26 protein-coding genes are annotated in these 21,620 nt (G+C 52.6%); 14 read left to right on the top strand and 12 right to left on the bottom strand.

Annotated elements, in window-relative coordinates; all coding sequences use genetic code 11:
• Window positions 1–46: 46 nt before the first annotated feature.
• From infA to aat, 3 genes are all read right to left on the bottom strand, one after another.
• Window positions 47–265, bottom strand: coding sequence for a translation initiation factor IF-1 (gene infA, locus K0H63_RS11505; protein ID WP_011760168.1), 219 nt, complete (start codon window positions 263–265; stop codon window positions 47–49).
• Window positions 266–375: 110 nt separating this feature from the next.
• Complete coding sequence (locus tag K0H63_RS11500; protein ID WP_220064811.1) at window positions 376–1,089, bottom strand: arginyltransferase; 714 nt, start codon at window positions 1,087–1,089, stop codon at window positions 376–378.
• Window positions 1,079–1,789, bottom strand: coding sequence for a leucyl/phenylalanyl-tRNA--protein transferase (gene aat, locus K0H63_RS11495; protein WP_220064810.1), 711 nt, complete (start codon window positions 1,787–1,789; stop codon window positions 1,079–1,081). Before aat ends, K0H63_RS11500 begins: the two co-directional genes overlap by 11 nt.
• A gap of 51 nt (window positions 1,790–1,840) precedes the next feature.
• Between aat and K0H63_RS11490 the strand changes: the two genes are divergently transcribed.
• Complete coding sequence (locus K0H63_RS11490; RefSeq protein WP_220064809.1) at window positions 1,841–2,308, top strand: outer membrane lipoprotein; 468 nt, start codon at window positions 1,841–1,843, stop codon at window positions 2,306–2,308.
• Window positions 2,309–2,402: 94 nt separating this feature from the next.
• Here K0H63_RS11490 and K0H63_RS11485 read toward each other — a convergent pair whose 3' ends face one another.
• Window positions 2,403–2,789 (bottom strand): hypothetical protein, encoded by a 387-nt coding sequence (locus K0H63_RS11485; RefSeq protein WP_220064808.1) that lies wholly within the window; start codon window positions 2,787–2,789, stop codon window positions 2,403–2,405.
• Between the two features lie 184 nt (window positions 2,790–2,973).
• On the opposite strand from K0H63_RS11485, the gene K0H63_RS11480 reads away from it, so the two are divergent.
• Window positions 2,974–3,723 carry a Nif3-like dinuclear metal center hexameric protein gene (locus K0H63_RS11480; RefSeq protein WP_220064807.1) on the top strand — a complete coding sequence of 250 codons (750 nt, stop codon included), beginning with the start codon at window positions 2,974–2,976 and terminating at the stop codon, window positions 3,721–3,723.
• A gap of 99 nt (window positions 3,724–3,822) precedes the next feature.
• Here K0H63_RS11480 and metG read toward each other — a convergent pair whose 3' ends face one another.
• Window positions 3,823–5,850 carry a methionine--tRNA ligase gene (metG, locus tag K0H63_RS11475; protein WP_220064806.1) on the bottom strand — a complete coding sequence of 676 codons (2,028 nt, stop codon included), beginning with the start codon at window positions 5,848–5,850 and terminating at the stop codon, window positions 3,823–3,825.
• A 162-nt stretch (window positions 5,851–6,012) separates the two neighbouring features.
• Here metG and apbC point away from each other — a divergent pair, with 162 nt between their 5' ends.
• Genes apbC through K0H63_RS11430 form a run of 9 tightly spaced genes read left to right on the top strand, consistent with a single transcriptional unit; the run spans window position 6,013 to window position 13,014 of the window.
• Window positions 6,013–7,125, top strand: a complete 1,113-nt coding sequence (gene apbC / locus K0H63_RS11470) for an iron-sulfur cluster carrier protein ApbC (protein WP_220064805.1) — start codon at window positions 6,013–6,015, stop codon at window positions 7,123–7,125.
• Window positions 7,126–7,137: 12 nt separating this feature from the next.
• Window positions 7,138–7,776, top strand: coding sequence for a uridine kinase (gene udk / locus K0H63_RS11465; RefSeq protein ID WP_220064804.1), 639 nt, complete (start codon window positions 7,138–7,140; stop codon window positions 7,774–7,776).
• Between the two features lie 30 nt (window positions 7,777–7,806).
• Complete coding sequence (gene dcd / locus K0H63_RS11460) at window positions 7,807–8,391, top strand: dCTP deaminase (protein ID WP_220064803.1); 585 nt, start codon at window positions 7,807–7,809, stop codon at window positions 8,389–8,391.
• A gap of 8 nt (window positions 8,392–8,399) precedes the next feature.
• On the top strand, window positions 8,400–9,290 hold the full coding sequence (pabC, locus tag K0H63_RS11455; protein WP_258405575.1) for an aminodeoxychorismate lyase: 891 nt from the start codon (window positions 8,400–8,402) through the stop codon (window positions 9,288–9,290).
• Window positions 9,287–10,297 (top strand): endolytic transglycosylase MltG, encoded by a 1,011-nt coding sequence (gene mltG, locus K0H63_RS11450; protein WP_220064802.1) that lies wholly within the window; start codon window positions 9,287–9,289, stop codon window positions 10,295–10,297. Before pabC ends, mltG begins: the two co-directional genes overlap by 4 nt.
• Complete coding sequence (tmk, locus tag K0H63_RS11445) at window positions 10,294–10,920, top strand: dTMP kinase (RefSeq protein WP_220064801.1); 627 nt, start codon at window positions 10,294–10,296, stop codon at window positions 10,918–10,920. Before mltG ends, tmk begins: the two co-directional genes overlap by 4 nt.
• Window positions 10,921–10,935: 15 nt before the next feature.
• Window positions 10,936–11,850, top strand: a complete 915-nt coding sequence (holB, locus tag K0H63_RS11440) for a DNA polymerase III subunit delta' (RefSeq protein WP_220064800.1) — start codon at window positions 10,936–10,938, stop codon at window positions 11,848–11,850.
• A gap of 3 nt (window positions 11,851–11,853) precedes the next feature.
• Complete coding sequence (locus K0H63_RS11435; RefSeq protein ID WP_203324058.1) at window positions 11,854–12,180, top strand: PilZ domain-containing protein; 327 nt, start codon at window positions 11,854–11,856, stop codon at window positions 12,178–12,180.
• Window positions 12,181–12,225: 45 nt separating this feature from the next.
• Window positions 12,226–13,014 (top strand): TatD family hydrolase, encoded by a 789-nt coding sequence (locus K0H63_RS11430; protein WP_220064799.1) that lies wholly within the window; start codon window positions 12,226–12,228, stop codon window positions 13,012–13,014.
• A gap of 197 nt (window positions 13,015–13,211) precedes the next feature.
• Here K0H63_RS11430 and rsmF read toward each other — a convergent pair whose 3' ends face one another.
• A complete protein-coding gene (gene rsmF / locus K0H63_RS11425; RefSeq protein ID WP_220064798.1) occupies window positions 13,212–14,615 on the bottom strand; it encodes a 16S rRNA (cytosine(1407)-C(5))-methyltransferase RsmF in 1,404 nt (467 codons plus the stop codon).
• A 79-nt stretch (window positions 14,616–14,694) separates the two neighbouring features.
• Between rsmF and K0H63_RS11420 the strand changes: the two genes are divergently transcribed.
• A complete protein-coding gene (locus K0H63_RS11420) occupies window positions 14,695–15,921 on the top strand; it encodes a nucleoside recognition domain-containing protein (RefSeq protein ID WP_220064797.1) in 1,227 nt (408 codons plus the stop codon).
• Window positions 15,922–15,992: 71 nt separating this feature from the next.
• On the opposite strand, the gene K0H63_RS11415 is transcribed toward K0H63_RS11420, so the two are convergent.
• The 3 genes from K0H63_RS11415 to K0H63_RS11405 form a co-directional block, all read right to left on the bottom strand.
• Window positions 15,993–16,793: a ChrR family anti-sigma-E factor gene (locus tag K0H63_RS11415; RefSeq protein ID WP_220064796.1), complete on the bottom strand. Its 801-nt coding sequence runs from the start codon at window positions 16,791–16,793 to the stop codon at window positions 15,993–15,995.
• A complete protein-coding gene (locus tag K0H63_RS11410) occupies window positions 16,786–17,433 on the bottom strand; it encodes a sigma-70 family RNA polymerase sigma factor (RefSeq protein WP_220064795.1) in 648 nt (215 codons plus the stop codon). The genes K0H63_RS11415 and K0H63_RS11410 overlap by 8 nt, the downstream gene beginning before the upstream one ends.
• Before the next feature lie 79 nt (window positions 17,434–17,512).
• On the bottom strand, window positions 17,513–18,067 hold the full coding sequence (locus K0H63_RS11405) for an LON peptidase substrate-binding domain-containing protein (protein WP_220064794.1): 555 nt from the start codon (window positions 18,065–18,067) through the stop codon (window positions 17,513–17,515).
• Window positions 18,068–18,218: 151 nt separating this feature from the next.
• Between K0H63_RS11405 and K0H63_RS11400 the strand changes: the two genes are divergently transcribed.
• On the top strand, window positions 18,219–18,827 hold the full coding sequence (locus tag K0H63_RS11400; RefSeq protein ID WP_220064793.1) for a class I SAM-dependent methyltransferase: 609 nt from the start codon (window positions 18,219–18,221) through the stop codon (window positions 18,825–18,827).
• Here the strand turns inward: K0H63_RS11400 and K0H63_RS11395 are convergent.
• Entirely contained in the window at window positions 18,820–19,350 is a 531-nt protein-coding gene (locus K0H63_RS11395; protein ID WP_220064792.1) for a lipocalin family protein, read from the bottom strand. The genes K0H63_RS11400 and K0H63_RS11395 overlap by 8 nt on opposite strands.
• A gap of 204 nt (window positions 19,351–19,554) precedes the next feature.
• Between K0H63_RS11395 and K0H63_RS11390 the strand changes: the two genes are divergently transcribed.
• A complete protein-coding gene (locus K0H63_RS11390; RefSeq protein WP_220064791.1) occupies window positions 19,555–20,499 on the top strand; it encodes a chemotaxis protein CheV in 945 nt (314 codons plus the stop codon).
• Between the two features lie 89 nt (window positions 20,500–20,588).
• On the opposite strand, the gene K0H63_RS11385 is transcribed toward K0H63_RS11390, so the two are convergent.
• Together K0H63_RS11385 and K0H63_RS11380 are read right to left on the bottom strand one after the other, a co-directional pair.
• Entirely contained in the window at window positions 20,589–21,227 is a 639-nt protein-coding gene (locus K0H63_RS11385) for a hypothetical protein (RefSeq protein WP_220064790.1), read from the bottom strand.
• A complete protein-coding gene (locus K0H63_RS11380) occupies window positions 21,224–21,583 on the bottom strand; it encodes a DUF2750 domain-containing protein (RefSeq protein WP_203324047.1) in 360 nt (119 codons plus the stop codon). The genes K0H63_RS11385 and K0H63_RS11380 overlap by 4 nt, the downstream gene beginning before the upstream one ends.
• Between the last annotated feature and the right edge of the window lie 37 nt (window positions 21,584–21,620).

Raw genomic sequence — 21,620 nt, 5'->3', positions numbered from 1 at the left:
AACAAAAAAACCCGGATGTTCCGGGTTTTTTATTTTGAAGGGCAAATCAGCGAGCGCGGAAGACGATACGACCCTTGGTCAGATCATAAGGAGTCAACTGAACGGTTACTTTGTCACCGGTCAGGATACGGATGTAGTTTTTGCGCATTTTACCGGAGATGTGGGCGATAACCACGTGACCATTCTCGAGCTCTACACGAAACATTGTGTTCGGCAGAGTCTCCAGGATAGTGCCCTGCATCTCAATGCTGTCTTCTTTCGCCATTAAATAATTGTCCCATTAGCCTTCAAAGATGAAAAACGGGCGTATCATGCCGCAATTTCCCCTGACTGTAAAGGGCGCACTGGGATATAAGCACGGTAAAGCCGAGATAATCAGACGTTGGCGTCGGTATGAAACTCCCAGCCGTTCTGGGTGAGGATTTGATAGGGGCGATAGAGTCGCTTGTAACACATTTTCCGGTTGGCATCGATTTGATAGCCAAGATAAACAAAGGTTTTGTCCATGTCGGCTGCCAGCGCCATCTGAGTCAATATCAGCTGGCTGCCAAGGGACCTGGCATCAAAGTCAGGGTCAAAGAAACTGTATATGGCCGACAGGCTGGTTGGCAGCACATCGGTCACGGCAACCGCGAGTAACTTTCCCTCAAGTCGTAATTCTACAAATCCCGGCGGTGCCCAGTCACACAGGACAAAATGCTCGTATTGATCTCTGCTTGCCGGAAACATGGGGCCATCAAAGTGTCTGAGATTGATATATTTTTCGTAGAGGGCATAGTGCTCGTCGCTGCTCTCATTTACCCAGTGAACCGTGAGGTCCTTATTTTTGGCGAGGGTTCGCTTCTGCCGCTTGGATGGCTGGAAAGTGCGTACCGGCACTCTGAGGGCGATACATGCACTGCAACTGGGGCAACGGGGCTTATAAATGGCATCACCACTGCGTCTGAAACCCAGCTGCAGTAGTCGCTCAAACAATAGGGGGTCAAGAAAAGGCTCCTGAATAATGAGCAGCTGTTCCTGTTGCTCCTCTAGGTAACTGCATTGGAACAGCTGGCTTATCCCAACGCTGACGTGGGTACTACTCTCCAATTGGCATCTCCTTGGGCAGCCAGCAGCTTTTGGCGACGGGTTCGTCCCGGTAACGTTTAAGCAGCGAAAGGAATGCCGTCCGGCTGACTTCGCGGGCGCCAAGACTTTCGAGGTGCGGATTCATGATCTGTGCATCCAGCAGCTTAAAATCATGCTGCAGCAAATGCTGATGCAGCGCCATCATCGCGAGCTTGGACGCATCTGTTTCCCGATGGAACATAGACTCACCACAAAACACTTTTCCTACGGCAAGCCCGTAAAGACCACCAACCAGGCGGTCTTCCATCCACACTTCAAGCGAGTGAGCATGTCCCTGGCTGTGCATCTCAAGGTAGGCGAGCTGAATTTCCTGGGTTATCCAGGTATCACGCTGTTTTTTACGGGGCTGAGCACAGCCGGCCATCACATCGGCAAAGGCATGATTGATGGTGATGCGCCATGGGCGTTTTTTAAGGCTCTTCTTAAGACTGCGACTGATTTTAAGCTCACCGGGGAGAAAGATAGCTCTGGGGTCTGGTGACCACCACAGAATAGGGTCCTCGGCGTTGAACCAGGGGAAAATGCCATCATAGTACGCGGCCAGCAAACGCTTGGGATGCAGGGAGCCGCCGATAGCCAGCAGCCCATTGGGCTCGGACAAGGCCAGCTCGGGGGAAGGAAATCTTATCTGTTCATCATCGATAAAAGACAGGCCGTTCACAAAGGCGTACTATCAAAGGGTTCATCCTAATAAAGTAGCGGAAATTGGATTATGTGGAAACCTGCACTCTGTTGTCTGATGCTTTTGGCAGCATGTTTCTCCGGCTCGGTGACCGCCGGTTACGAGCGTAATCAGGCGATGCCGGTCGAAAACGTGCTTTATGGAGAGGTGATCTCAGTGCGTCGACTCACGCAGCAGGAATTAGTGGCTGATCAGCATCGCGGCTGGCGAACCTTCGGTGGCGCTTTGCTCGGCGGTGTGATTGGTCATCAGTTTGGCGGCGGCTCAGGGCAGGATGTGGCGACAGTCCTCGGTGCCTTACTGGGCGGGGCTATTGCCAATCAGGCCGGAGGCGACAGGTATCGTGAGCTTCGTCTGATTGAGCTGATGATTCGCCAGGAAGACGACTCGCAAATTATGATTTTGCAGGACGAAGACTCAGGCATGCCCTTCAACGCGGGTGATGAGGTACGCGTGGTGTACCTTCAGGGCATGGTCAGGGTCGATAGAGCCATGTGATTGTGGGTTAATACCATTTAAATAATGAAAGCCCGGCATTGCCGGGCTTTTTGCTGTGCGCTTGGCCACAGGATAGCCGCGTATAAACGAGAGTTTATTTTACGCCGCGGGGCAGGGTGTTGCCCTTGGCCAGCAGTTGCTGTTTCCACAGGTCTTTTGGCAGCAGACCTCCTGAGCCTGGGTTGGCAGCGGGCTTGGCTGCAGCTTTGGGCGCAGTCTTAGGTTTGGCTGTAGCCTTGGGCTCGGCTTTTACCTTTGGTGCAGCTTTCACAGCTGGCTCTGATTTGGGCGCTTTGGGCGTGTTGGCCGCATTGCCGCTGTGCTCAGCCAGCATGGCTTCCAGCTCGGCGAAACGCAGGGACTTGCCACCATCAATTTTGAACCAGCTTCCTTTCTGTTCAATGCTTACCTTACGGCCTTCGGCTTGCTCCAGCGCAGCCTCCAGGGCTGAGATCACCTCTTCTTTGGTCATGTTAGACATATTGATATAACCTGTTGTCGTCTATGGTTGTTTGGGTTACCCGGACATAGTAAAAGCGGATGTCTGTCTTGTCCAATTTTTCACCGGCAAACACAGGCAGGTCCGGCACCGATTGACCCCAAAATCTGGATAAGTACACTTTGACATTAACCTCTTGAGAGTTAAATACAGTTTTGGAGGCGCCATGGAGCGCAACGTTTTGGGCCAGTATCTGGCCGACTTTTTACAAACCGGAAGATTCAAGGACTACGCCCCCAATGGGCTGCAGGTCGAGGGCAAGGCCGAGATCCAAACCATAGTCACTGGAGTGACGGCCTGTCAGGCGTTGGTTGAACGTGCCATAGAACTTAAGGCCGATGCCATATTGGTCCACCATGGCTTTTTCTGGAAAAACGAGCCGGACGTGTTGGTGGGTATGAAACAGCGCCGTATCAAGGCATTGCTGGCCCATGATATTAACCTCTTTGGTTATCACCTGCCGCTGGATGCGCACCCTGTGGTTGGGAATAACGCCACCCTTGGCCGCCGTATGGGCATTCTGGATGCCGAGGCGTTTGAAGCCGCAGGCGATGGCTTGCTGTGGGGGGGAAGCCTTGATACGGCGCTCAGTGGTGAGGCCTTTGCCGGATTGCTTGCCAAAGCACTGGGACGAGAGCCTTTACATATTGGTGCCGATAAGCCCGTACAGCGCCTTGCCTGGTGCACCGGCGGTGCCCAGGACTATATCGACCTGGCCGTGAGTCTGGGCGTCGATGCCTTTATCAGCGGTGAAGTTTCAGAGCGCACCTTCCACAGCGCCAAAGAGCAGGGCATTCATTATTTTGCTGCCGGTCACCATGCCACAGAGCGTTATGGCATAGAAGCTTTGGGTGAGCACCTGCGCCGTGAGTTTAGTCTGACTCATCATTTTGTCGATATCGACAACCCGGTTTAAGGCGGTTCAATCAGCAACTGGAATAAATAAAAAAGGCCACGATTGCGGCCTTTTTTATTTCAACATGACGCTGATGTCACGCGAGTTACTTTATGCGAGTTACTTAACGCGCATGCCAGGTTGGGCGCCTTCGTGTGGCTCCAGTACAAACAGGTCTTTACCGCCAGGGCCTGCTGCCAGCACCATGCCTTCGGACATACCAAAGCGCATCTTGCGCGGCGCGAGATTCGCTACCATCACTGTTAGTTTGCCTTCCAGATCTTCCGGGTTGTAAGCAGACTTGATACCGGCAAACACCTGACGCACTTCACCGCCGATATCCAGCTGCAGTTTCAGCAGTTTATCGGCTTCTGGTACGGCTTCGGCCTTTTTAATCAGCGCTACACGCAAATCGATTTTGGCGAAGTCTTCGTAGCTGATGGTGGGGCTGATGGGGTCATCGGCCAGCGGGCCTGCTTTAACTGGCTCTGCAGTGGCTTGCAGGTTTTCCTTGGAGGCTTCCACCATGGCAGCAACCTTGTCCAGCTCCACTCGCTGCATCATTGGCTTGAACGGGGCAATTTCATGGCCGCTCAAATCGCTGCCAAGACCATCCCAGGTGAGTTCCATTCTGAAGAAGTCTTCCACGTCTTTGGCAAGGCGCGGCAGCACAGGCTTCAGGTAGGTGACCAGAATACGGAACAGGTTCAGTGCGTTGGAGCACACCTGATGGGCTTCTTCCTGCTTGTCGTCCAGTTTCACCAACTGCCATGGGGCTGCATCGGCCACAAAGCCGTTGGCCACATCGGCCAGCGCCATGATTTCACGCATGGCTTTGCCGTATTCGCGGGTTTCAAACAATTCGGCAATCAGGTCCTGCTTGGCAAGGAAGCTGTCAATCAGGCTCTTGTCGGCCACGGCGGCCAGCTTGCCATCGAAGCGCTTGGTGATAAAGCCGGCGGTGCGGGAAGCCAGGTTGACCAGCTTGCCAACCAAGTCGGAGTTCACCCGCTGGGCGAAGTCTTCAAGGTTCAAATCCAGATCGTCGATACGGGCACTGAGCTTGGCCGCGTAGTAGTAACGCAGGTACTCAGGGTCCAGATGATCAAGGTAGGTACGGGCCTTAATAAAGGTGCCCTTGGACTTGGACATCTTGGCGCCGTTAACGGTCACATAACCGTGGGCGTAAACGCTGCTTGGCTGGCGGAAACCGGCGCCGTGCAACATGGCAGGCCAGAACAGGCTGTGGAAGTACACAATGTCCTTGCCGATAAAGTGATACACCTCGGCGCTGGAGTCTTTGGCCCAGAATTCGTCGAAGTTGATATCTGCGCGCTTGTCGCAGAAGTTCTTGAATGAGCCCATGTAGCCAATAGGGGCATCGAGCCACACATAGAAATACTTGCCCGGTGCATCGGGAATTTCAAAGCCGAAATAAGGCGCATCGCGGGTAATGTCCCACTGTTGCAGGCCTTGTTCGAACCATTCGTCCAGCTTGTTGGCCATTTCAGATTGCAGTGCACCTGAGCGGGTCCATTCTTTGAGCATGCCTTCAAAGGCAGGCAGGTCGAAGAAGAAGTGCTCAGTCTCTTTCATCACCGGCGTGGCACCACTCACGGCAGAGCGCGGGTTTATCAGTTCGGTTGGGCTGTAGGTTGCGCCGCAGGCATCGCAGTTGTCGCCGTACTGATCTTCAGACTTACACTTGGGACAGGTGCCCTTAACGAAACGGTCGGGCAGGAACATCGACTTTTCAGGGTCAAACAGCTGAGAAATGGTCTTGGTCTTGATGTAGCCGCCATCGCGCAATTTCAGGTAAATCTCGCTCGCCAGCGCGCGGTTTTCGTCGCTGTGGGTGCTGTGATAGTTATCAAAGGCCACGTTGAAGTCGGCGAAGTCCTGCTGATGCTCAACATTAACCTGGGCAATCATCTCTTCGGGAGCCATGCCCAGCTGCTGTGCCTTGAGCATGATAGGTGTGCCATGGGCATCGTCGGCGCAAATGTAGTGACACTCATGGCCACGCAGCTTTTGAAAACGTGACCAGATATCGGTCTGGATGTATTCCAGCATGTGTCCCAAATGGATTGGGCCATTGGCATAGGGAAGGGCGCTGGTGACAAGGATTTTACGTTGTGAATTGGCCATCTTTACTCAAAATCGTGTTGGTCCCGAAATAATTGGCTTAGATACTAACCGATGCGCGCGCTATTTTCACCAAATGCCTGTGCAATTGAGTTATTTGTGCACGCATCTTTTTGGCAATATCTGATACACTTGGGCAAATTTTTGCGGGGGAGGTAATACTGGGTGTTAACTGAGCACAATTATCGACTGGAAGAGCCACTGAAGTCTGCCGTGTTATCTGTGTTGGAGGCCCATGTGGAGCCTCTGCTGGGTAAAGGATTGGTCAGCGCGGGCATGGTGCAAAAACTGGCCTTGAACGGCCGTCGTCTCGAACTCGGTTTGGTTTATCCTTACCCCTGCCAAAGCACTTACAAAGACACCGTAATGACATTGACCAAGGCCCTGGCCAAGCTTGATGTTATCGACGAAGTTGAGTGTGAAATCGATCTGCAAGTCCCTGCCAACGCGGGAAATACCAATGCAGCTCCTATTCCCAATGTCAAAAACGTAATTGCCGTTGCCTCGGGCAAGGGCGGGGTGGGCAAGTCTACCACGGCCGTAAACCTGGCTCTGGCTTTGGCTGCGGAAGGTGCCAATGTGGGCATTCTCGATGCCGACATCTATGGTCCCTCTGTGCCCTTGATGCTGGGTGTGCCCGATTTTAAACCTGTATCCCCCGACGGCAAAATGATGACCGCCGCCAACGCTCACGGTATTGCCGCCCAGAGTATCGGTTTTATTCTCGACGATGAGCAGGCGGCAGTATGGCGCGGCCCAATGGCCGCTGGTGCTCTGGTGCAGCTGGTGAATGAAACCAGTTGGCCTGAGCTCGATTATCTGGTGGTGGATATGCCGCCGGGCACCGGGGATATCCAACTGACGCTGTCTCAAAAAGTGCCGGTAAGCGGTGCCGTTGTGGTGACCACGCCTCAGGATATCGCCACGCTTGATGCCAAAAAGGGCATCAGTCTCTTCAATAAGGTCAACATTCCGGTCATCGGGATAGTTGAAAACATGAGTTTCCACCTGTGTCCGAGCTGCGGACACAAAGAACACCCCTTTGGTACCCTGGGCGGCAGTAAAATTGCTGAGCGCTATCACGTACCGCTGCTTGGCGCGTTGCCCTTAAACATCGCCATCAGGGAAGGAATGGATGCAGGTAATCCCTCAGTGGTTGCCGAACCTTCGGGTGAAATTGCTGCTATTTACCGGGAAATAGCGCGGAAAGTGGGTGCCAGTCTTGCTAAAACAGGGCCCCAGACCGGTGTATCCATTAGCATTTCGGACGATGAGTAAGGTTTTAAGTATATGAATTCGCAGCAATGTGTCATTATTGGTATTGCAGGGGCCAGTGCATCGGGCAAGAGCCTTATCGCAAAAACCATATATGAAGAGTTGTGCCGTGATTTGGGCACTGATCAGATAGGCGTAATAGCCGAAGATGCCTATTATCGCGATCAGAGCCATCTGTCCATGGAAGAGCGGGTAAAAACCAATTATGACCACCCCAAGGCCATGGACCATGAGTTGTTGGCACAGCACCTGCGAAGCCTGAAAAATGGTGACTCGGTGGAGATCCCGGTGTACAGCTACACAGAGCATACCCGGATGAGCGATACCCGTACCATGACGCCCAAGAAGGTGATTATCCTTGAAGGCATCTTGCTGCTGACCGACCCACATCTGCGTGATTTGATGGATGCCTCGGTATTTATGGATACACCGCTGGATATTTGTTTCCTGCGCCGTTTGACCCGTGACGTGGCTGAGCGTGGCCGCACCATGGAGTCGGTCATCAGCCAGTACCAAAAGACGGTAAGGCCGATGTTTTTGCAGTTTATTGAACCTTCCAAGCAATATGCCGACATCATTGTGCCCCGAGGGGGTAAAAACCGTATTGCCACCGATATCCTCAAGGCACGTATTCAGCACCTGTTGGCAAAATAAAAACATAGAACTCAGGGAGATAAAGGCAAGATGCGATTGACAGACTTTGAAATTGAGCAGGCCCTCGATGCCGGTACCATCCTTATTGAGCCTCGCCCAAGCATTGATGCTATCAGCGGCGTCAGTGTGGATGTGCGCCTGGGGAACCAGTTTCGGGTATTTCAGGACCACACTGCACCTTTTATCGATCTGAGTGGCCCCAGTGCCGAGGTGCAGGCGGCGTTAGACCGGGTCATGAGCGACAAAATTGACATCAAAGATGGCGATGCCTTTTTCTTGCATCCGGGGGAACTGGCCCTTGCGGTGACCCTGGAAAGTGTGACCCTGCCGGCGGATATTGTAGGTTGGCTCGATGGCCGTTCATCCCTGGCCCGTTTAGGTTTGATGGTGCACGTAACAGCGCACCGTATCGATCCGGGCTGGCAGGGCAAAATCGTGCTCGAATTCTACAACAGTGGCAAGTTGCCGCTGGCACTGCGCCCCGGCATGACCATAGGTGCGCTTAACTTTGAACGTTTGAGCGGTCCCGTGTCCCGCCCCTATAACAAGCGTAAAAACGCCAAGTACAAGGACCAGCAGGAAGCGGTGGCCAGCCGCATCAGTCAGGATTCCTGAGTCTGCCCATGGCCAAGGTGACCATGGAAAGCGGTAAGGGCAAGGCAACTGCCGGGCTCAGCTGGCTCGATTTAACCCTGGAGTCAGCTCATTCCGCTCATGCTCAGGGCATATCCCCAATGGACAGAGGCCTCGCCTATGGCGATGGCCTTTTTGCCACCATGGCGCTGACACCCAAAGGTGAAGTCGCGTTTCTCGATACCCACTTATCTCGCTTACAACAGGGTGCGTGCCGCCTGGGCTTTGTGCTGGATATCAAGGATATAGAGAGCAGGCTGGTCTTGGCCGCCAAGGCCCAGGCCAAACATCAAAACCCGAGAGGCCTGAAGCTGCTAATCAGCCGCGGACCCGGTGGCCGTGGCTATCAGGCTCCCGATGAAGCCAGCCCTCAGGCGGTGCTCAGTGCCTTTGACGTTCCTGCCCATTACCGCGACTGGCAACGTAAAGGTATTTGCCTCTTCTCCAGTGAACTAAACCTTGCCAAGCAGCCAAAGCTTGCGGGAATGAAGCACCTTAACCGTCTCGAACAGGTGCTTATTCGCGCTCAGCATATGCCGGAATGGGCACAGGATTTTTTGGTGTCGGACACGGATGGCGCCCTGATTGAAGCATCCATGGCCAACCTGTTTTTCATCTCAGGTGATACCGCCTACACGCCTTATCATGCCTTTGCCGGTGTCTCGGGCGTAATGCGCGAGCAGATAATTCAGGCCTTGCTGGAACGAGGCTACAGGGTGGTTGCCGATAAGCTTTGTCCCGATATGTTGGCAAAGGCGCAGGCAGTCATCATGTGCAACAGCCTGCTTGGGCTGGTGGACGTGGTGCGTATCGATACCTTTCATTACCAGGTTTTTGCTGAAAGCCAGAGCATTCGCGATGCACTGGAATTGAATTTATGAAGAGAATTTTCATTGGGATAGTCGGGGCGATTATGACCCTGACCTTACTCGGCGCCGTTACGGCGTTATGGGGTATGAAAGAGCTTGAAACCTTTGCCAACAGGCCGCTGATGCTTGAACAGTCAAGGGAACTGGAGCTCAATCGGGGAACCAATGCCCGCGCATTGGGCAAAGAGTTGGTTGAACAGGGACTCCTTGAGCCCTCATGGCATTACGATTGGTATCTGCGATTAAATCCCGCCATGGCGGGGATTCGTCAGGGGTTGTATGAAATTACCCCGGGCGACACCGTCAAATCACTGCTGGATAAACTTATCAGCGGTAAAGTGAAAGACTTCGCAATCACTCTGGTCGAAGGCCAAACGCTGCGGGAATGGCAGCCAAAGCTGGAAACTGCCCCGAGACTGAATTGGGAAGCGGATGTTTTCCTTAAGGTTCTCAAGGCGAACGGTGATGATTCCGGATTGCCCGAAGGTAAATTTTTCCCCGACACTTATAGCTATCATGCCAATCAGGACGTGGAAAAGCTCCTTACCCAGAGCTACCTGAAGATGCAGCAAGAGCTGGCAGCGGCCTGGCAGGCCAGAGCACCCGATCTACCTCTGGCGAGTGCCTATGAGCTGCTTATCCTCGCGTCCATCATAGAGAAAGAGACCGGCAAGGCCGAAGAGCGCCCATTAATTGCGGCCGTGTTTATCAACCGGCTGCGAAAGGGAATGCGGCTGCAGACAGACCCCACGGTGATTTATGGCATGGGGGAGCGCTTTAACGGCAATATCACCCGAAAAGATCTGCGTGAGGATACGCCCTTTAACACCTATCGCATTCAGGGACTGCCACCTACGCCGATTGCGGCGCCAGGGCGTGAAGCCTTGATGGCAGCGGCACAACCGGCCCAATCAGATTACCTTTACTTTGTGTCCAGAAACGATGGCAGTCACGTGTTCTCCCGCACGCTCGCTGAACACAATCGCGCAGTAAACCAATTTCAGAGAAAGCAAAAATGACGCAAAATCCCGGTAAATTCATTGTGATTGAGGGGCTTGAAGGCGCAGGTAAGTCCAGCGCCATCACGCTGGTGCATGACTTTATCGAAAAGCACACCGGCATGGCGCCCGTGTGCACCCGCGAACCCGGCGGAACACCGCTGGCGGAAAAAATCCGCGACCTGGTGAAAAATGCCGAGCCTGGCGATCCTCTCTGTGATGAAGCCGAATGTTTGCTGTTTTACGCGGCCCGCGCACAGTTGGTCGCGAACGTCATTAAACCCTCGTTGGCATCGGGTCGCTGGGTGCTGGGAGACAGACACAATCTATCTTCCATCGCCTATCAGGGGGGCGGTCGCGGGTTGATGTCGTTGGTCAAAACCATCAGTGACGCCACTCTGGGCGGTTTTAAGCCGGATCTGACACTCTATCTCGATATAGATCCCTTGCTGGGACTGGAGCGCGCCGCCCGTCGCGGCGCTTTGGACCGGATAGAACAACAGGAAATAGACTTCTTTCACCGCGCCCGCGCGACTTTTCTTGCTCAGGCGAGGGATGACAGATCCATAGTGGTAATTGATGCTTCCAAGCCACTTAACGAGGTACACAAGGACATTCTTGCCTGCTTAAGCATAGCCCTGTAAAGGGCAAGGAGACCTATGACTGCCATTCCCTGGCTTTCTCAGCCTTTGGCCGATTTTACGGCCTTGTTAACCTCAGGGCGCATGCCCCATGCGGTGTTGGTGGGCGTGGATGAAGGGCTGGGCGCTTCGATGCTGGTTAATCAACTTGCGCAAACGGCACTCTGCACCTCTCCCGTTGTGTCTGGACTCTGCGGCCAATGTAAAAGTTGTCAGTTATTCAGTGCGGGAAATCATCCGGATTTTTACCCCATCAAAGCCGATGGGGCTCAAATTAAAATCGACCAGATCCGTGAACTTATTGCCCGGCTTTCGACCACCGCCCAACAAGGTGGCAGGCGGGTAGCCATCATTGAAGCGGCTGAGCGCATGAATACCGCGTCGGCCAATGCGCTGTTGAAAACCCTGGAAGAGCCCGGTGCCAACACCCTGATCCTATTGCACAGTAATACACCTGCACGCCTGCTCCCCACCTTGCAGAGTCGCTGTCAAAAGTTGGCGTTTGTGGCGCCTAACCAAAGTCAAATCGCCGCCTGGTTGGCGCATCAGGGGCTTGGCACTGAGGCACTCTGGTGTTTGCCGGTTGTGGGCGGCCCCATCAAATTGGCAGAGTACTTGCAAAACAATTACATAAGCGTACTTGAAAACATCCGAAAAGATTGGCGAAGCAGTTTGTCGACGGGCCATCTGTGTGCTAGCTTGAAAGAAATTGCTGAAGACCAAATAACTGATGCTCTTAAGGTTTTGTACGTTGAATTGATGGCTGGCCTCGCTGTAACAGCAAAAGAGGATCCGCTTTTGGCATCAAGATTGGCAGGATTGGCTGGCGAAGTTATGAGCGTTTGTCATATGTTAAGTACTATGCCGAGCGTCAATTATCTGGCACTATGTCAAAAGATTGTTTCAGAATATCAGAGAATAAAAGAAAACTAGCCTATGGTAGATCTGGTGGTTAACTTCGATACCTTGCATCAGCTGTATCGTGCCTACATGCCTTTTATTAAGCCGGCGGGGCTGTTTGTTTCCACCAGCGAAAGCCATTTCCTGGGGCAGGAAATGACAGTGGCTTATCGACTCCCCGGGGCAACCACGGTACATCAACTCAGAGGCATAGTGGTTTGGATAAACCCTGTCGGCGCCTCCGGTGGTCGTCCTCCCGGCGTTGGTCTTAAAATCGTTTCCGATGCCGACACCCACAAACACCATATTGAAAATCTGCTTTCCAGAGAGCTGGCATCCGGCGATTTGACCTGTACCATGTAGGCCGCTATCCTTGCCATCCTTTTCACTATTGGCAGGATCCTCACTTTGCTTATCGATTCCCATTGTCACCTCGACAGATTAAAAGCCGCCCCCTGTGATGCGTCTTTGGCTGACATGCTCAAAGGCGCCAAGGCGCGGGGCGTTGACTATGTGCTGTGCGTCAACGTCCGACAGAAGGGATTTGAATCCATGTGTGCCCGGGTCGAGCAATTTGACAATGTGTTTCTGTCCAGTGGTGTGCATCCATTGGATGTAAAAGAAGGCCTGGATCTGAATGAGCTCAAGCAGTTTGCTGCCCATCCCCGGGTGGTGGCTATCGGTGAAACCGGCCTGGATTACTATTACGCCGATGACAGTCGTGAGTTGCAATTACAGTGTTTTGAGCAGCAAATCGCACTGGCCCGTGATGTGAATAAGCCACTGATTGTTCATACCCGGGATGCCCGCGAAGATACCATCAAGCTGCTTAAGCAGGGCGGGGCAGATACTGTGGGTGGCGTACTGCATTGTTTTACCGAAAACTGGGAAATGGCCAAGGCAGCCATGGATCTGGGTTTTTATATTTCGGTATCCGGGATAGTGACCTTCAAAAATGCCTCTGAGCTGCGTGAGGTCATCCGCAAAGTGCCAAAAGACAGACTGCTGGTTGAAACCGACTCGCCTTATCTGGCACCGGTTCCTCATCGAGGTCAGGAAAATCAGCCCGCCTATGTGCGAGATGTGGCGGAATTTGTGGCAGAACTGCGTGGTGAAAAATTCCCTGAACTTGCCGAGTTCACCACTAATAACTTCTTTACCCTGTTTAAGGATGCGGCACGATTGGCAGGTCGCTGATTGGCAGATAAAAAAAGGCCCAAAACTATTCCAATTGTTTTGGGCCCAGGGGAATGGCTCATAAAGAGCCGTGCGCTATTCGGTCGCAAAAGGGGATTGAATATCACTGTCAATGATTGTAGGACAGCAATTCAGGGTTTGCTGAAATTTTAAGCAAAATATTTTCACCGCAGTCGTACTGCATGCGGTTAACGGTTTCAGTTCTGCACGTTGTCGCGACAGAGATCCCTTGGCAAGTTGTTTTTAAGCTTATTTCCCAGATGCTTGGCAATGCCGAGTGGTGCACCATGCAGTGAAAGAATTTTTTCTCCCTGCGCCTTTCCTGCAGTATCGAGCGCGATATCTCGCCCCATCAGATACTGTTTTGCCGCCTCAGGTTCAATCGCGAGCATCTGATGGCAAGGCAGCGCCATCACAGCTTCATGGCGAACCTTGATACCGTGCTTTTGCGTTTCCGCAAGCCGTATCCCAATTCGCTGAAAGCGCATTTTAGTGAGCAGGCTGTCGAGTGGCGCTGGCATTAACCAAAACTCGCCATCCCGGGTCACTATCACAGCATCTTCCGGCAGAGACACCCCCAGGGCCGACATCGCCTCTTCAAGGGCGCTGAGCTCTTTGCGGTTGGCTGCAACAAAGGGGAACTTGCTCACAAACCTGGGGTCATCGGTATTTCTTTCTACGCTGGAGGTTTTTCGGATACGGGCGACAAAAAAGCCTTCGCTGTCGTAAATTTGCGGCCAGATGTGTAAAAAGCCTTCTTCTGTCAGTGCTTTATCTGCACCTTTAAAGAGGTCTTTCAGGGATTCAAAAGTCACAGCATCGCCGTAGCGCGCTTTTAAAAAGTGGCAAACATCTTCATTCTCGCGGCGGTTCAAGGTGCAGGTCGAGTACACCAGCACGCCACCGGGTTTCAGGGCCTGAAAAGCGGAGTCAATCAGGTCACGCTGCAGTTCGGCAATGGCTTCAATCTCGTCCGGACACCAGTTTTTGAGACTCAAGGGATCCTTACGAACCGTGCCTTCACCGCTGCAGGGGGCATCCAGTTGAATCGCATCCAGCGTCTCGTATAAATGCGCACCAAAAACTCTGCCATCAAATTGGGTGATTGCCACATTGGCGACACCCATACGCTGTAAATTGGCGTGCAGTGCCTTGGTGCGGGAGGCCGAATATTCATTGGCGATGATAAGCCCCTGATTGTGCATCAGTGCGGCCAGCTGGGTGGTTTTTGAGCCGGGAGCCGACGCCACATCCAGCAAGAGTTGCCTTGGCTCTTTGTCCAAAAACAGCGCGGAAGGCGGCATCATGGAGCTGGCTTCCTGAATGTAAAACAGCCCCTGATAGTGCTCGGTTAAATTGCCCGGCTGGCAGTCGTCGGGCACTGTTACCCAAAAACCGTCTTCACACCAGGGCACAGGTTCAAATTGCCAGCCACGGGGCTCAAGTATGGAGCGAAGCGCGTCCGATGTGATTTTCAGGGTATTGACCCGGATAGACAGGCGCAGCGGCAAGCCACAATAGTGGATGAAATCATCCATCGAGAGGTGTGGCGGCATTTCTTGCGCAATGCTATTGATAAATTTTTGATTTAATTGAACCATAACGCGACAGAGCTTAAAGCGAATGGCGGGAGTATATCAGAAATCCCTCGTCAGTGGCCGGAGGAATTGGGGGCAAGGTGTGCTGAATCGGGTATGGCTGGTTTTTTTTACGGTAAGCCTTCTGGCAATTCTGCTGAGGTTGTTTCAGGGAGATACTGCCGTCCTTGCTTCATCGGTTGAAGGACTGTTTGCCAGTGCCAAACTCGCGGCAGAGATAGCCCTGGGGTTGATTGGTGTGCTTGCCCTATGGATGGGCTTGATGAGAGTGGGTGAAAAAGCCGGTATGGTGTCGCTGCTTGCGCGATGCACCGAGCCATTGCTTTGCAAGCTTATGCCCGAGATTCCCCGCGGTCATAAGGCGTTTGGCAGTGTTACCATGAATCTCACCGCCAATGTGCTCGGTCTGGATAATGCCGCCACCCCCCTGGGGTTAAAAGCCATGCAGGATTTGCACAGTGTCAATCCCGATAAGGAAACCGCGAGCAATGCCCAGATATTGTTTCTGGTACTCAATACCTCCTCTGTGACCCTTGTTCCTGTAACCGTGTTTTTATATCGGGCGCAGCAGGGCGCGGCGTCCCCGGCCGATGTGTTTTTACCTATTTTACTCGCTACTACGGCTTCGACACTGGCGGGGTTATTGGCGGTGGCGTTGGTGCAACGTCTGGCGTTGTTCTCTGCCGTCGTGCTCGGTTACGGGGCTCTGATTTTAGGCAGTTTGTCGGCGCTGGTTTTTTATCTTGGCACCCTTGCCGCGGAAGAGATAGCCAGAGTGTCCGGCGCCATGGGCAATGGCGTTTTGTTGGGTTTGCTGTTTCTGTTTATTCTCGGTGCCGCCTGGCGACGGGTTGCCATTTACGATGAGTTTGTTGAAGGTGCCAAAGAGGGCTTCGGGCAGGCGATTAAACTCATTCCCTTCCTGTTGGCCATGCTGCTGGCGATTGGGCTGTTACGCGCATCGGGAGCCCTGGATTATCTGTTATCGCTGCTGGCGGCCTTGGTAAATGGCTTGGGCGGCGATACCCGGTTTGTGGATGCCATGCCCACGGCACTGATGAAACCGTTCAGCGGCAGTGGCGCCAGGGCCATGATGCTGGAGACCATGGACCACTATGGTGTTGACTCCTTTGCCGGACGCCTGGCGGCTGTGCTTCAGGGCTCGACCGAAACGACATTTTATGTACTTGCTGTGTATTTTGGTGCCGTTGGGATTAAATACAGTCGTCATGCCGTGGGCTGTGCCCTGGTTGCTGATTTGGCGGGGATCCTGGCGGCGATTGGCGTGTGTTACTGGTTTTATGGCTGATTTTATCGATAAGACAACAAAGCGGGCATTTGCCCGCTTTGTTATTGGTAGCCAATACTGCGCTGACAGAGTCAGTAAATCAGCTCACCTATGGGATTAAGCAGCTTGGATAACCCCTTGGTGAAGTGCAGCGGTGCGTCAACCACTGTGAAGCACAGGCAGCCATCAAGGGTCTTTGGTGTGTGTTGGTGCCGGGCGTCAGTCACCATAAAGTCCCCGGGTGCATAGTCGCCCATTTCATCGCTGAAGTGACCATGAAGCAGCAGGGTGATTTCCTGCCCCTTATGGGTATGCTCGGGTATTTCGCCACCGGCGGCGATGTGCAGCAGGCTGGAACGGGCTTTACCGTCCCGGGTATCCAAACGCATACGGCTTACGTGACCAATACCACTCCAGCTGGAGGCCAGTGCAGGGTTGGCAACAAAAGACCTGAATGCTTTAGGCAAGGAATAACTGAAACCTTTCACCTCGGTTGCCAGCGACACAGTACTGCAGTCGTGTGCGGATGTCTCAACCGCACTTGCCGCGGGCGTGGCTGTAATGGCATCAAAAAGGGAGTCAAGGCTGTTATCCTGGCTCTCCCAAGAACTATCCCAAGAACTGTTCCAAGCGCTATCTCCAGATGCTACACCTGACTGGTCAACGCTTCCCTTGGATACACTTTCACTGATGGCGCCACTGCGGGCAGCCTCGCTTGTTTGGTCTGGAAGAGGCAGGTGATGCATAGCCAATTTGTGCTGAAAATGCTCCACTTTTGCCGCGCAGGCAGGGCAAAGCTCACAGTGTGCACTGAGCGCAATCGCCAGACCAAGCACAGTTTCGCCGGCAGCATGGGCAAGCAACATCTCGTCGCTGGGGTGATGTTTAATCATGATGTTTCTCCAACAGGCTTTTCAGTTTCTCAAGGCCCAGGCGCAGTCTGGACTTGATGGTACCCAAGGGAACGCCGAGTCTGTCGGCCAGTTCCTGTTGGCTGAGTTCCTGAAGATAGATGCCTAGTACCACTTCACGTTGGAGCTTGGGTAATTTCGAAAGATATTGGTTAAGCAATGCGTCCAATTTGTGGTCGCCATGGTCGCCCGCATGAGTGTCAACGTCGAACAAAGGCCAGATGTCGTCACCAAAGGCATCTTCCCGGTTGTGTTGTACGCGTCTGAGCATGTCAAAACACTGATTTCGCATGATGGCGTAAACCCAGGTGCTGACATTGCCTCTGTCGGTATCGAAAAGATGTGCCTTGGTCCATACCGTGGTGAGAGTTTCCTGCACCAAATCCATTGCGAGACCTTGCTGCGCCAGACGCGACATGCCAAAGGACCTGACCTTGGGACCAAAATGATCAAACAGGGCGCGGAAGGCCGATTTGTCCCTGTGATTGGCTACCGCCACCAACCAGTGGCGCAGTGTTTCTTCACTGATATCTGGCTTGGAATCCTGCATACCTTTGATATTGATAGGAGAGGAGCTTCTATCATAGTGGGATCCGTGCTGATTTTGCCTGAAAATTTGCATGTTTTTGCTCGTTTGTTGGCGTTTTCACAAAGCAAGGTTGGTTGCGTAAATGTGGTTACGCAGTCTGGCCGCTGTCGGATCAATCTTTTTCAATAATTTGCTCCAATAAAGCAAGGGCCATGTCCGGTGAGTCCTGTCGATAACACTGCTGCTTGTGTACCAGCGCTATGGGCAGTAATTCCAACCAACGTTGGCATACCCAGGTAAGGTCATTAAAGTCAGTGGCTTGATTCAGGTTTTGGTGCTCGGGGAAAGCATGCATCACCTCCTCAAGCCTTTGTGAAAGCAGCAAATGATTGTTGTTTACCTCGCAAGGCTCCCAAGGACGGAGAATGCGCGCTTCACCCCGTTTTAAGCCATCTGATTCGCTGTGGCATGAAACGATCTCGATACGCTCAATCCCGGCGATGCTTATTCCAAGCAAGCCATCGTCGAGGGTTTCGAAGTCAATGATTTCTACCCGTGTAGCTATGGGCATAGGCTCGTTATTTTCCCCTAACATACAAAGACCAAATCCCATACCTGAACTCAGTGATTCGCTCACCAGGCGCTTGTACCTGGGCTCAAAAATCCTCAGTTTGGTGAAACCACCGGGCAGCAGACAAATGGGTAATGGAAAAAGGGCCAGTTGCATAAGGGCTCCAGAATAAACTTTTCTGGCTGGCATTACGTAATAGAGCGACAAGGGGATCACTTGCCAATAGCGACAAACCCGGTTTGCGTTTGCAGTGACCCCGGCGCTGTCAGTGAAGGCAGTTATCAAAATCGAATGACGAAGAGATGCTATGAAGCTGAATCAGAATGAAAAAGCAGTTGTTACTTCTAAGGGCAGGGCATGGATCCAATCCACATTGGAGGCCAGATTGCTACAAAGCCTCTTTCCCGAAGACCTGCCTGTGTTGGAACGAACACTGGAAATTGGCTGTGGCAGTGGTAACGGCATGCAATTTCTGAAACATCGCCTCAACGCCCGGCAAGTGGTTGCCATGGATTTGGACGAAGAGATGTTGGCCCTCAGTGCAAAGCGTTGGCAGGGGACCGATTGGGCCTTTTTTACCGAGGCCAATGCCTGTCAGATGCCCTTTAATGAAGAGGCGTTTGATTTGGTTGCTGAGTTTGCTGTGTTTCATCATGTGCCGGATTGGCAGGGGGCACTGGCTGAGGTGGCCAGGGTGCTTAAACCCGGCGGCTACTTTTTGTATTGGGACCTGTACCGGTTTGCCATCTGTAACCCAATCAGTCGCAGGTTATTTGAACATCCGATGGAAAACCGGTTTTCTCACAGAGAGTTTACTGCCGAGCTTGAGCGCTTGGGATTTGAATGTCGTCGCAGTCGTAAGCTTCCGGCAGTTGCCGGCATGGGCTTGTTTCAAAAAGCGGCGGTCATCACTTAGCCCCGCCATCAAGCCACACAAGGGCATCCGGGTTGACACCAAGCGCCCGGATTTTATCGGTAAAGTAACGGCGCTCTTCGTCGGTGAGAGTGGGTTCCCTTGATAACAGCCACAGGTAATCGAAGGAATTGCCAGTCACCAGTGCTGTGCGGTATTGCCCGTCTGCGTTACGACTGGCAGCCAGAATTTGATAGTCGCCGTAAAAGGGGCCAAAGAAAGACACTTCCAATCGTCCCTCATCAGATGCCCCCTCAAATCGCGCTTTGCCAACAGCCTGCTTCCAGCGCTGCTCTGCTGCCGAGTAGCCGCGGTTTATCACTATGATATGGTCGCTCTCCTGCCGATACTCTGCCGTCACCTGGCTTAAGCCTTTTTCGAAGCGATTTTCCATGCGGGCGATTTCATGCCAGGTGCCGAGGTACTGTTTTATTTCAAAATCCTGGATAACCGGCAGTCGTTGACTGCTGCAGGCTGAGAGCCAATAGATCATGATGATGCCGATTAGAAATGGGCGCCAATTCATATTCGTTCCTCTGATAAGTGGTAAATCCCCCGATACGTAAACCGGTGTGAAAAGATCACTGTGGGCGCTTTATCCTTGTCCAATATTGCGCCAGAGCATGGTTGTTGAACACTGAAAAGCCTATAATTTAAGGTGTTGAATAAATTACCCGGCGGCTCTTTTGTGATTTTTGGCGCCGCAGAACTTCATCGAGAGACCGCGTTTATGGCCAAAATATTGGAAACTGTCGATCAGCGTACCCAACTGGTAGGGGAAAACCGGCTTGAGCTTTTGCTGTTTCGGCTGAATTCAACACAACTTTTTGCCATCAATGTGTTTAAAGTCAAAGAGGTGGTTAAGCTGCCCCCGCTTAATGCCATGCCGGGCTCCCATCCCAGTATCAGCGGTGTGGCCAATATTCGGGGTGTTTCCATACCTGTGATTAATCTGCGCCGGGCCATAGGTTTTCATCCCATGCCGGCCGAAGCCGAAGCGAATCTTATCATCACCGAATATAACCGCTCAGTTCAGGGCTTTTTGGTAGGTAAGGTGGAACATATCGTCAACATGACCTGGAGCGATATTATGCCGCCGCCCAAAACGGCTGGGCGCAATAATTACCTCACGGCCATTACTCGCCTTGACTATCAGGGAACGTCAAATCTGGTCTCTATCATCGATGTGGAGAAAGTGCTCGCCGAAATTATCCACTACGATGTGCGCCTATCTGAAGGAGTGTTGGATGATTCGCTGCTGGCAAAAATGCCCGGGCAGAAACTTCTGGTGGTGGACGACTCTGCCACCGCCCGCAAGCAGGTGAAGGAAACTCTGGGTCAGTTGGGCATTGAAATACTTGAGGTCAGTGATGGCCGTGAGGCGCTGGAGCTACTGAAAGCCTGGGCTGACGAAGGGATGAATGTGCCCAAAGAGCTTTTGATGATGATAACCGACGCCGAGATGCCTGAAATGGATGGTTATAAATTAACCCATGAAGTGAGAAACGATCCGCGCCTGAAAGATCTCTACATTACCCTTAACACCTCACTCAGCGGCAGTTTCAATAATGCCATGGTGGAAAAGGTAGGCTGCGATCAGTTTATCTCCAAGTTCCAACCCGACAGATTGGTGGAAGTGGTTCAGGATAGACTGCGCGACGTCATCAAGGCGTAACTTAGCTCGCGCTTGCCTTGCGCTATATATGCTGCCTTGTTTGCACTGCCGGCGACAGCCTCTATAGTCTGAAGCAATTGGGCGTTCACTCAGCGCTGTGCTTCATCCTCTTTAATTTCTCTCAAAAACTGTTGTTTTTCTTTGGCGCTTGCCACCCGATAGAGGGTCGCAAGCCTTAATGCATAACCCAAACGATCGCGCCCAAGGATTTTTACCAGAGCACATAAAAAGGCTTCATCCAGGCCCTGGGTCTGACTGAAGTGGTGCGCTGCGGCATTGAGGCTGGAAAACGTGAGGCCACCGTGCTCAAAGCCGATGTCAGTCACACTCTCTTCAACAGGAAGACCATTGACCGTCAGGGGCCATCCACGGGCGTTAATGCGGTCACGGGCCACCTCGTACATAAACCAGGCGCTTTTTTTAAAGCCGCCGAGAATTTTGCAGTCAAACCCTGAGTCTTCCAGCTCTTCCCTGGTCCAGTTACTGCCGATAGCCAGGTGTTTGGCATAACGCTTAAGAAGGGTGTCTTTTACATAGAGTCGATATTCATACAGGCTGTCGAACTCGCGGGTATTGGCAATCTGTTTGCATTCACGGCAGGCGGGGAGAGCAAACGCTGACGTTTGCGGGCTGACAAATGTAAAGAGCCCTCCGGCGGGCTCTTCGCAAAACCAACAGAGATGCCGTTTATCGAAAGGCGTCTCTGTCAGTACAACCTCTTTGCTCACTCGGCTTCAATCTCGGCGAGATCCTGAGCCAAATCGATAGGGTCAACTTCCATACAATCTTCATCGGCTTCCCAGTCAACGCCGATGAGTACGCCATCGTGATTCAGATCTTCAACCCAATACTCGAGAAACTCGACCAGGGAAATGGCGGTGGCTTTGTAATCGGCCCATTCGTCACAGCAATGCTTTTGTGCATTGGCTTCGCTGGACCACAAAGGCATGACGTCTGTGTCCTCGTACTCGCTGGAATCGCAGACTACCCAGCCTTCGCCATCGGCATCCATCAGGCCCCAAAGCAACTGGGACTCTTTGATATTGTCAATAAAACTGCTGAGTTTTGGATTCATGTCGGTCATAGTTGGTTCTCTGCATTAGATGTTCGCTTGATTATAT

Origin of the sequence: Shewanella zhangzhouensis, assembly GCF_019457615.1 — a bacterium.
In the GTDB taxonomy this organism is placed as follows: Bacteria; Pseudomonadota; Gammaproteobacteria; order Enterobacterales; family Shewanellaceae; genus Shewanella; species Shewanella zhangzhouensis.
Note: the sequence above shows the minus strand (reverse complement) of the source record. Positions and strands in the feature narration are given on the sequence as shown.

Coding starts and splice junctions, on each gene's coding strand:
- K0H63_RS11410 (WP_220064795.1), bottom strand. CDS start 17,433: ATGCAAATTTTCAGGCAAAATCAGCACGGATCCCACTATGATAGAAGC.
- udk (WP_220064804.1), top strand. CDS start 7,138: ATGAATTCGCAGCAATGTGTCATTATTGGTATTGCAGGGGCCAGTGCA.
- rsmF (WP_220064798.1), bottom strand. CDS start 14,615: ATGGTTCAATTAAATCAAAAATTTATCAATAGCATTGCGCAAGAAATG.
- K0H63_RS11485 (WP_220064808.1), bottom strand. CDS start 2,789: ATGTCTAACATGACCAAAGAAGAGGTGATCTCAGCCCTGGAGGCTGCG.
- tmk (WP_220064801.1), top strand. CDS start 10,294: ATGACGCAAAATCCCGGTAAATTCATTGTGATTGAGGGGCTTGAAGGC.
- K0H63_RS11435 (WP_203324058.1), top strand. CDS start 11,854: ATGGTAGATCTGGTGGTTAACTTCGATACCTTGCATCAGCTGTATCGT.
- K0H63_RS11380 (WP_203324047.1), bottom strand. CDS start 21,583: ATGACCGACATGAATCCAAAACTCAGCAGTTTTATTGACAATATCAAA.
- K0H63_RS11490 (WP_220064809.1), top strand. CDS start 1,841: ATGTGGAAACCTGCACTCTGTTGTCTGATGCTTTTGGCAGCATGTTTC.
- K0H63_RS11395 (WP_220064792.1), bottom strand. CDS start 19,350: ATGAATTGGCGCCCATTTCTAATCGGCATCATCATGATCTATTGGCTC.
- dcd (WP_220064803.1), top strand. CDS start 7,807: ATGCGATTGACAGACTTTGAAATTGAGCAGGCCCTCGATGCCGGTACC.
- K0H63_RS11405 (WP_220064794.1), bottom strand. CDS start 18,067: ATGCAACTGGCCCTTTTTCCATTACCCATTTGTCTGCTGCCCGGTGGT.
- metG (WP_220064806.1), bottom strand. CDS start 5,850: ATGGCCAATTCACAACGTAAAATCCTTGTCACCAGCGCCCTTCCCTAT.
- infA (WP_011760168.1), bottom strand. CDS start 265: ATGGCGAAAGAAGACAGCATTGAGATGCAGGGCACTATCCTGGAGACT.
- pabC (WP_258405575.1), top strand. CDS start 8,400: ATGGCCAAGGTGACCATGGAAAGCGGTAAGGGCAAGGCAACTGCCGGG.
- K0H63_RS11480 (WP_220064807.1), top strand. CDS start 2,974: ATGGAGCGCAACGTTTTGGGCCAGTATCTGGCCGACTTTTTACAAACC.
- K0H63_RS11415 (WP_220064796.1), bottom strand. CDS start 16,793: ATGATTAAACATCACCCCAGCGACGAGATGTTGCTTGCCCATGCTGCC.
- K0H63_RS11400 (WP_220064793.1), top strand. CDS start 18,219: ATGAAGCTGAATCAGAATGAAAAAGCAGTTGTTACTTCTAAGGGCAGG.
- mltG (WP_220064802.1), top strand. CDS start 9,287: ATGAAGAGAATTTTCATTGGGATAGTCGGGGCGATTATGACCCTGACC.
- K0H63_RS11390 (WP_220064791.1), top strand. CDS start 19,555: ATGGCCAAAATATTGGAAACTGTCGATCAGCGTACCCAACTGGTAGGG.
- holB (WP_220064800.1), top strand. CDS start 10,936: ATGACTGCCATTCCCTGGCTTTCTCAGCCTTTGGCCGATTTTACGGCC.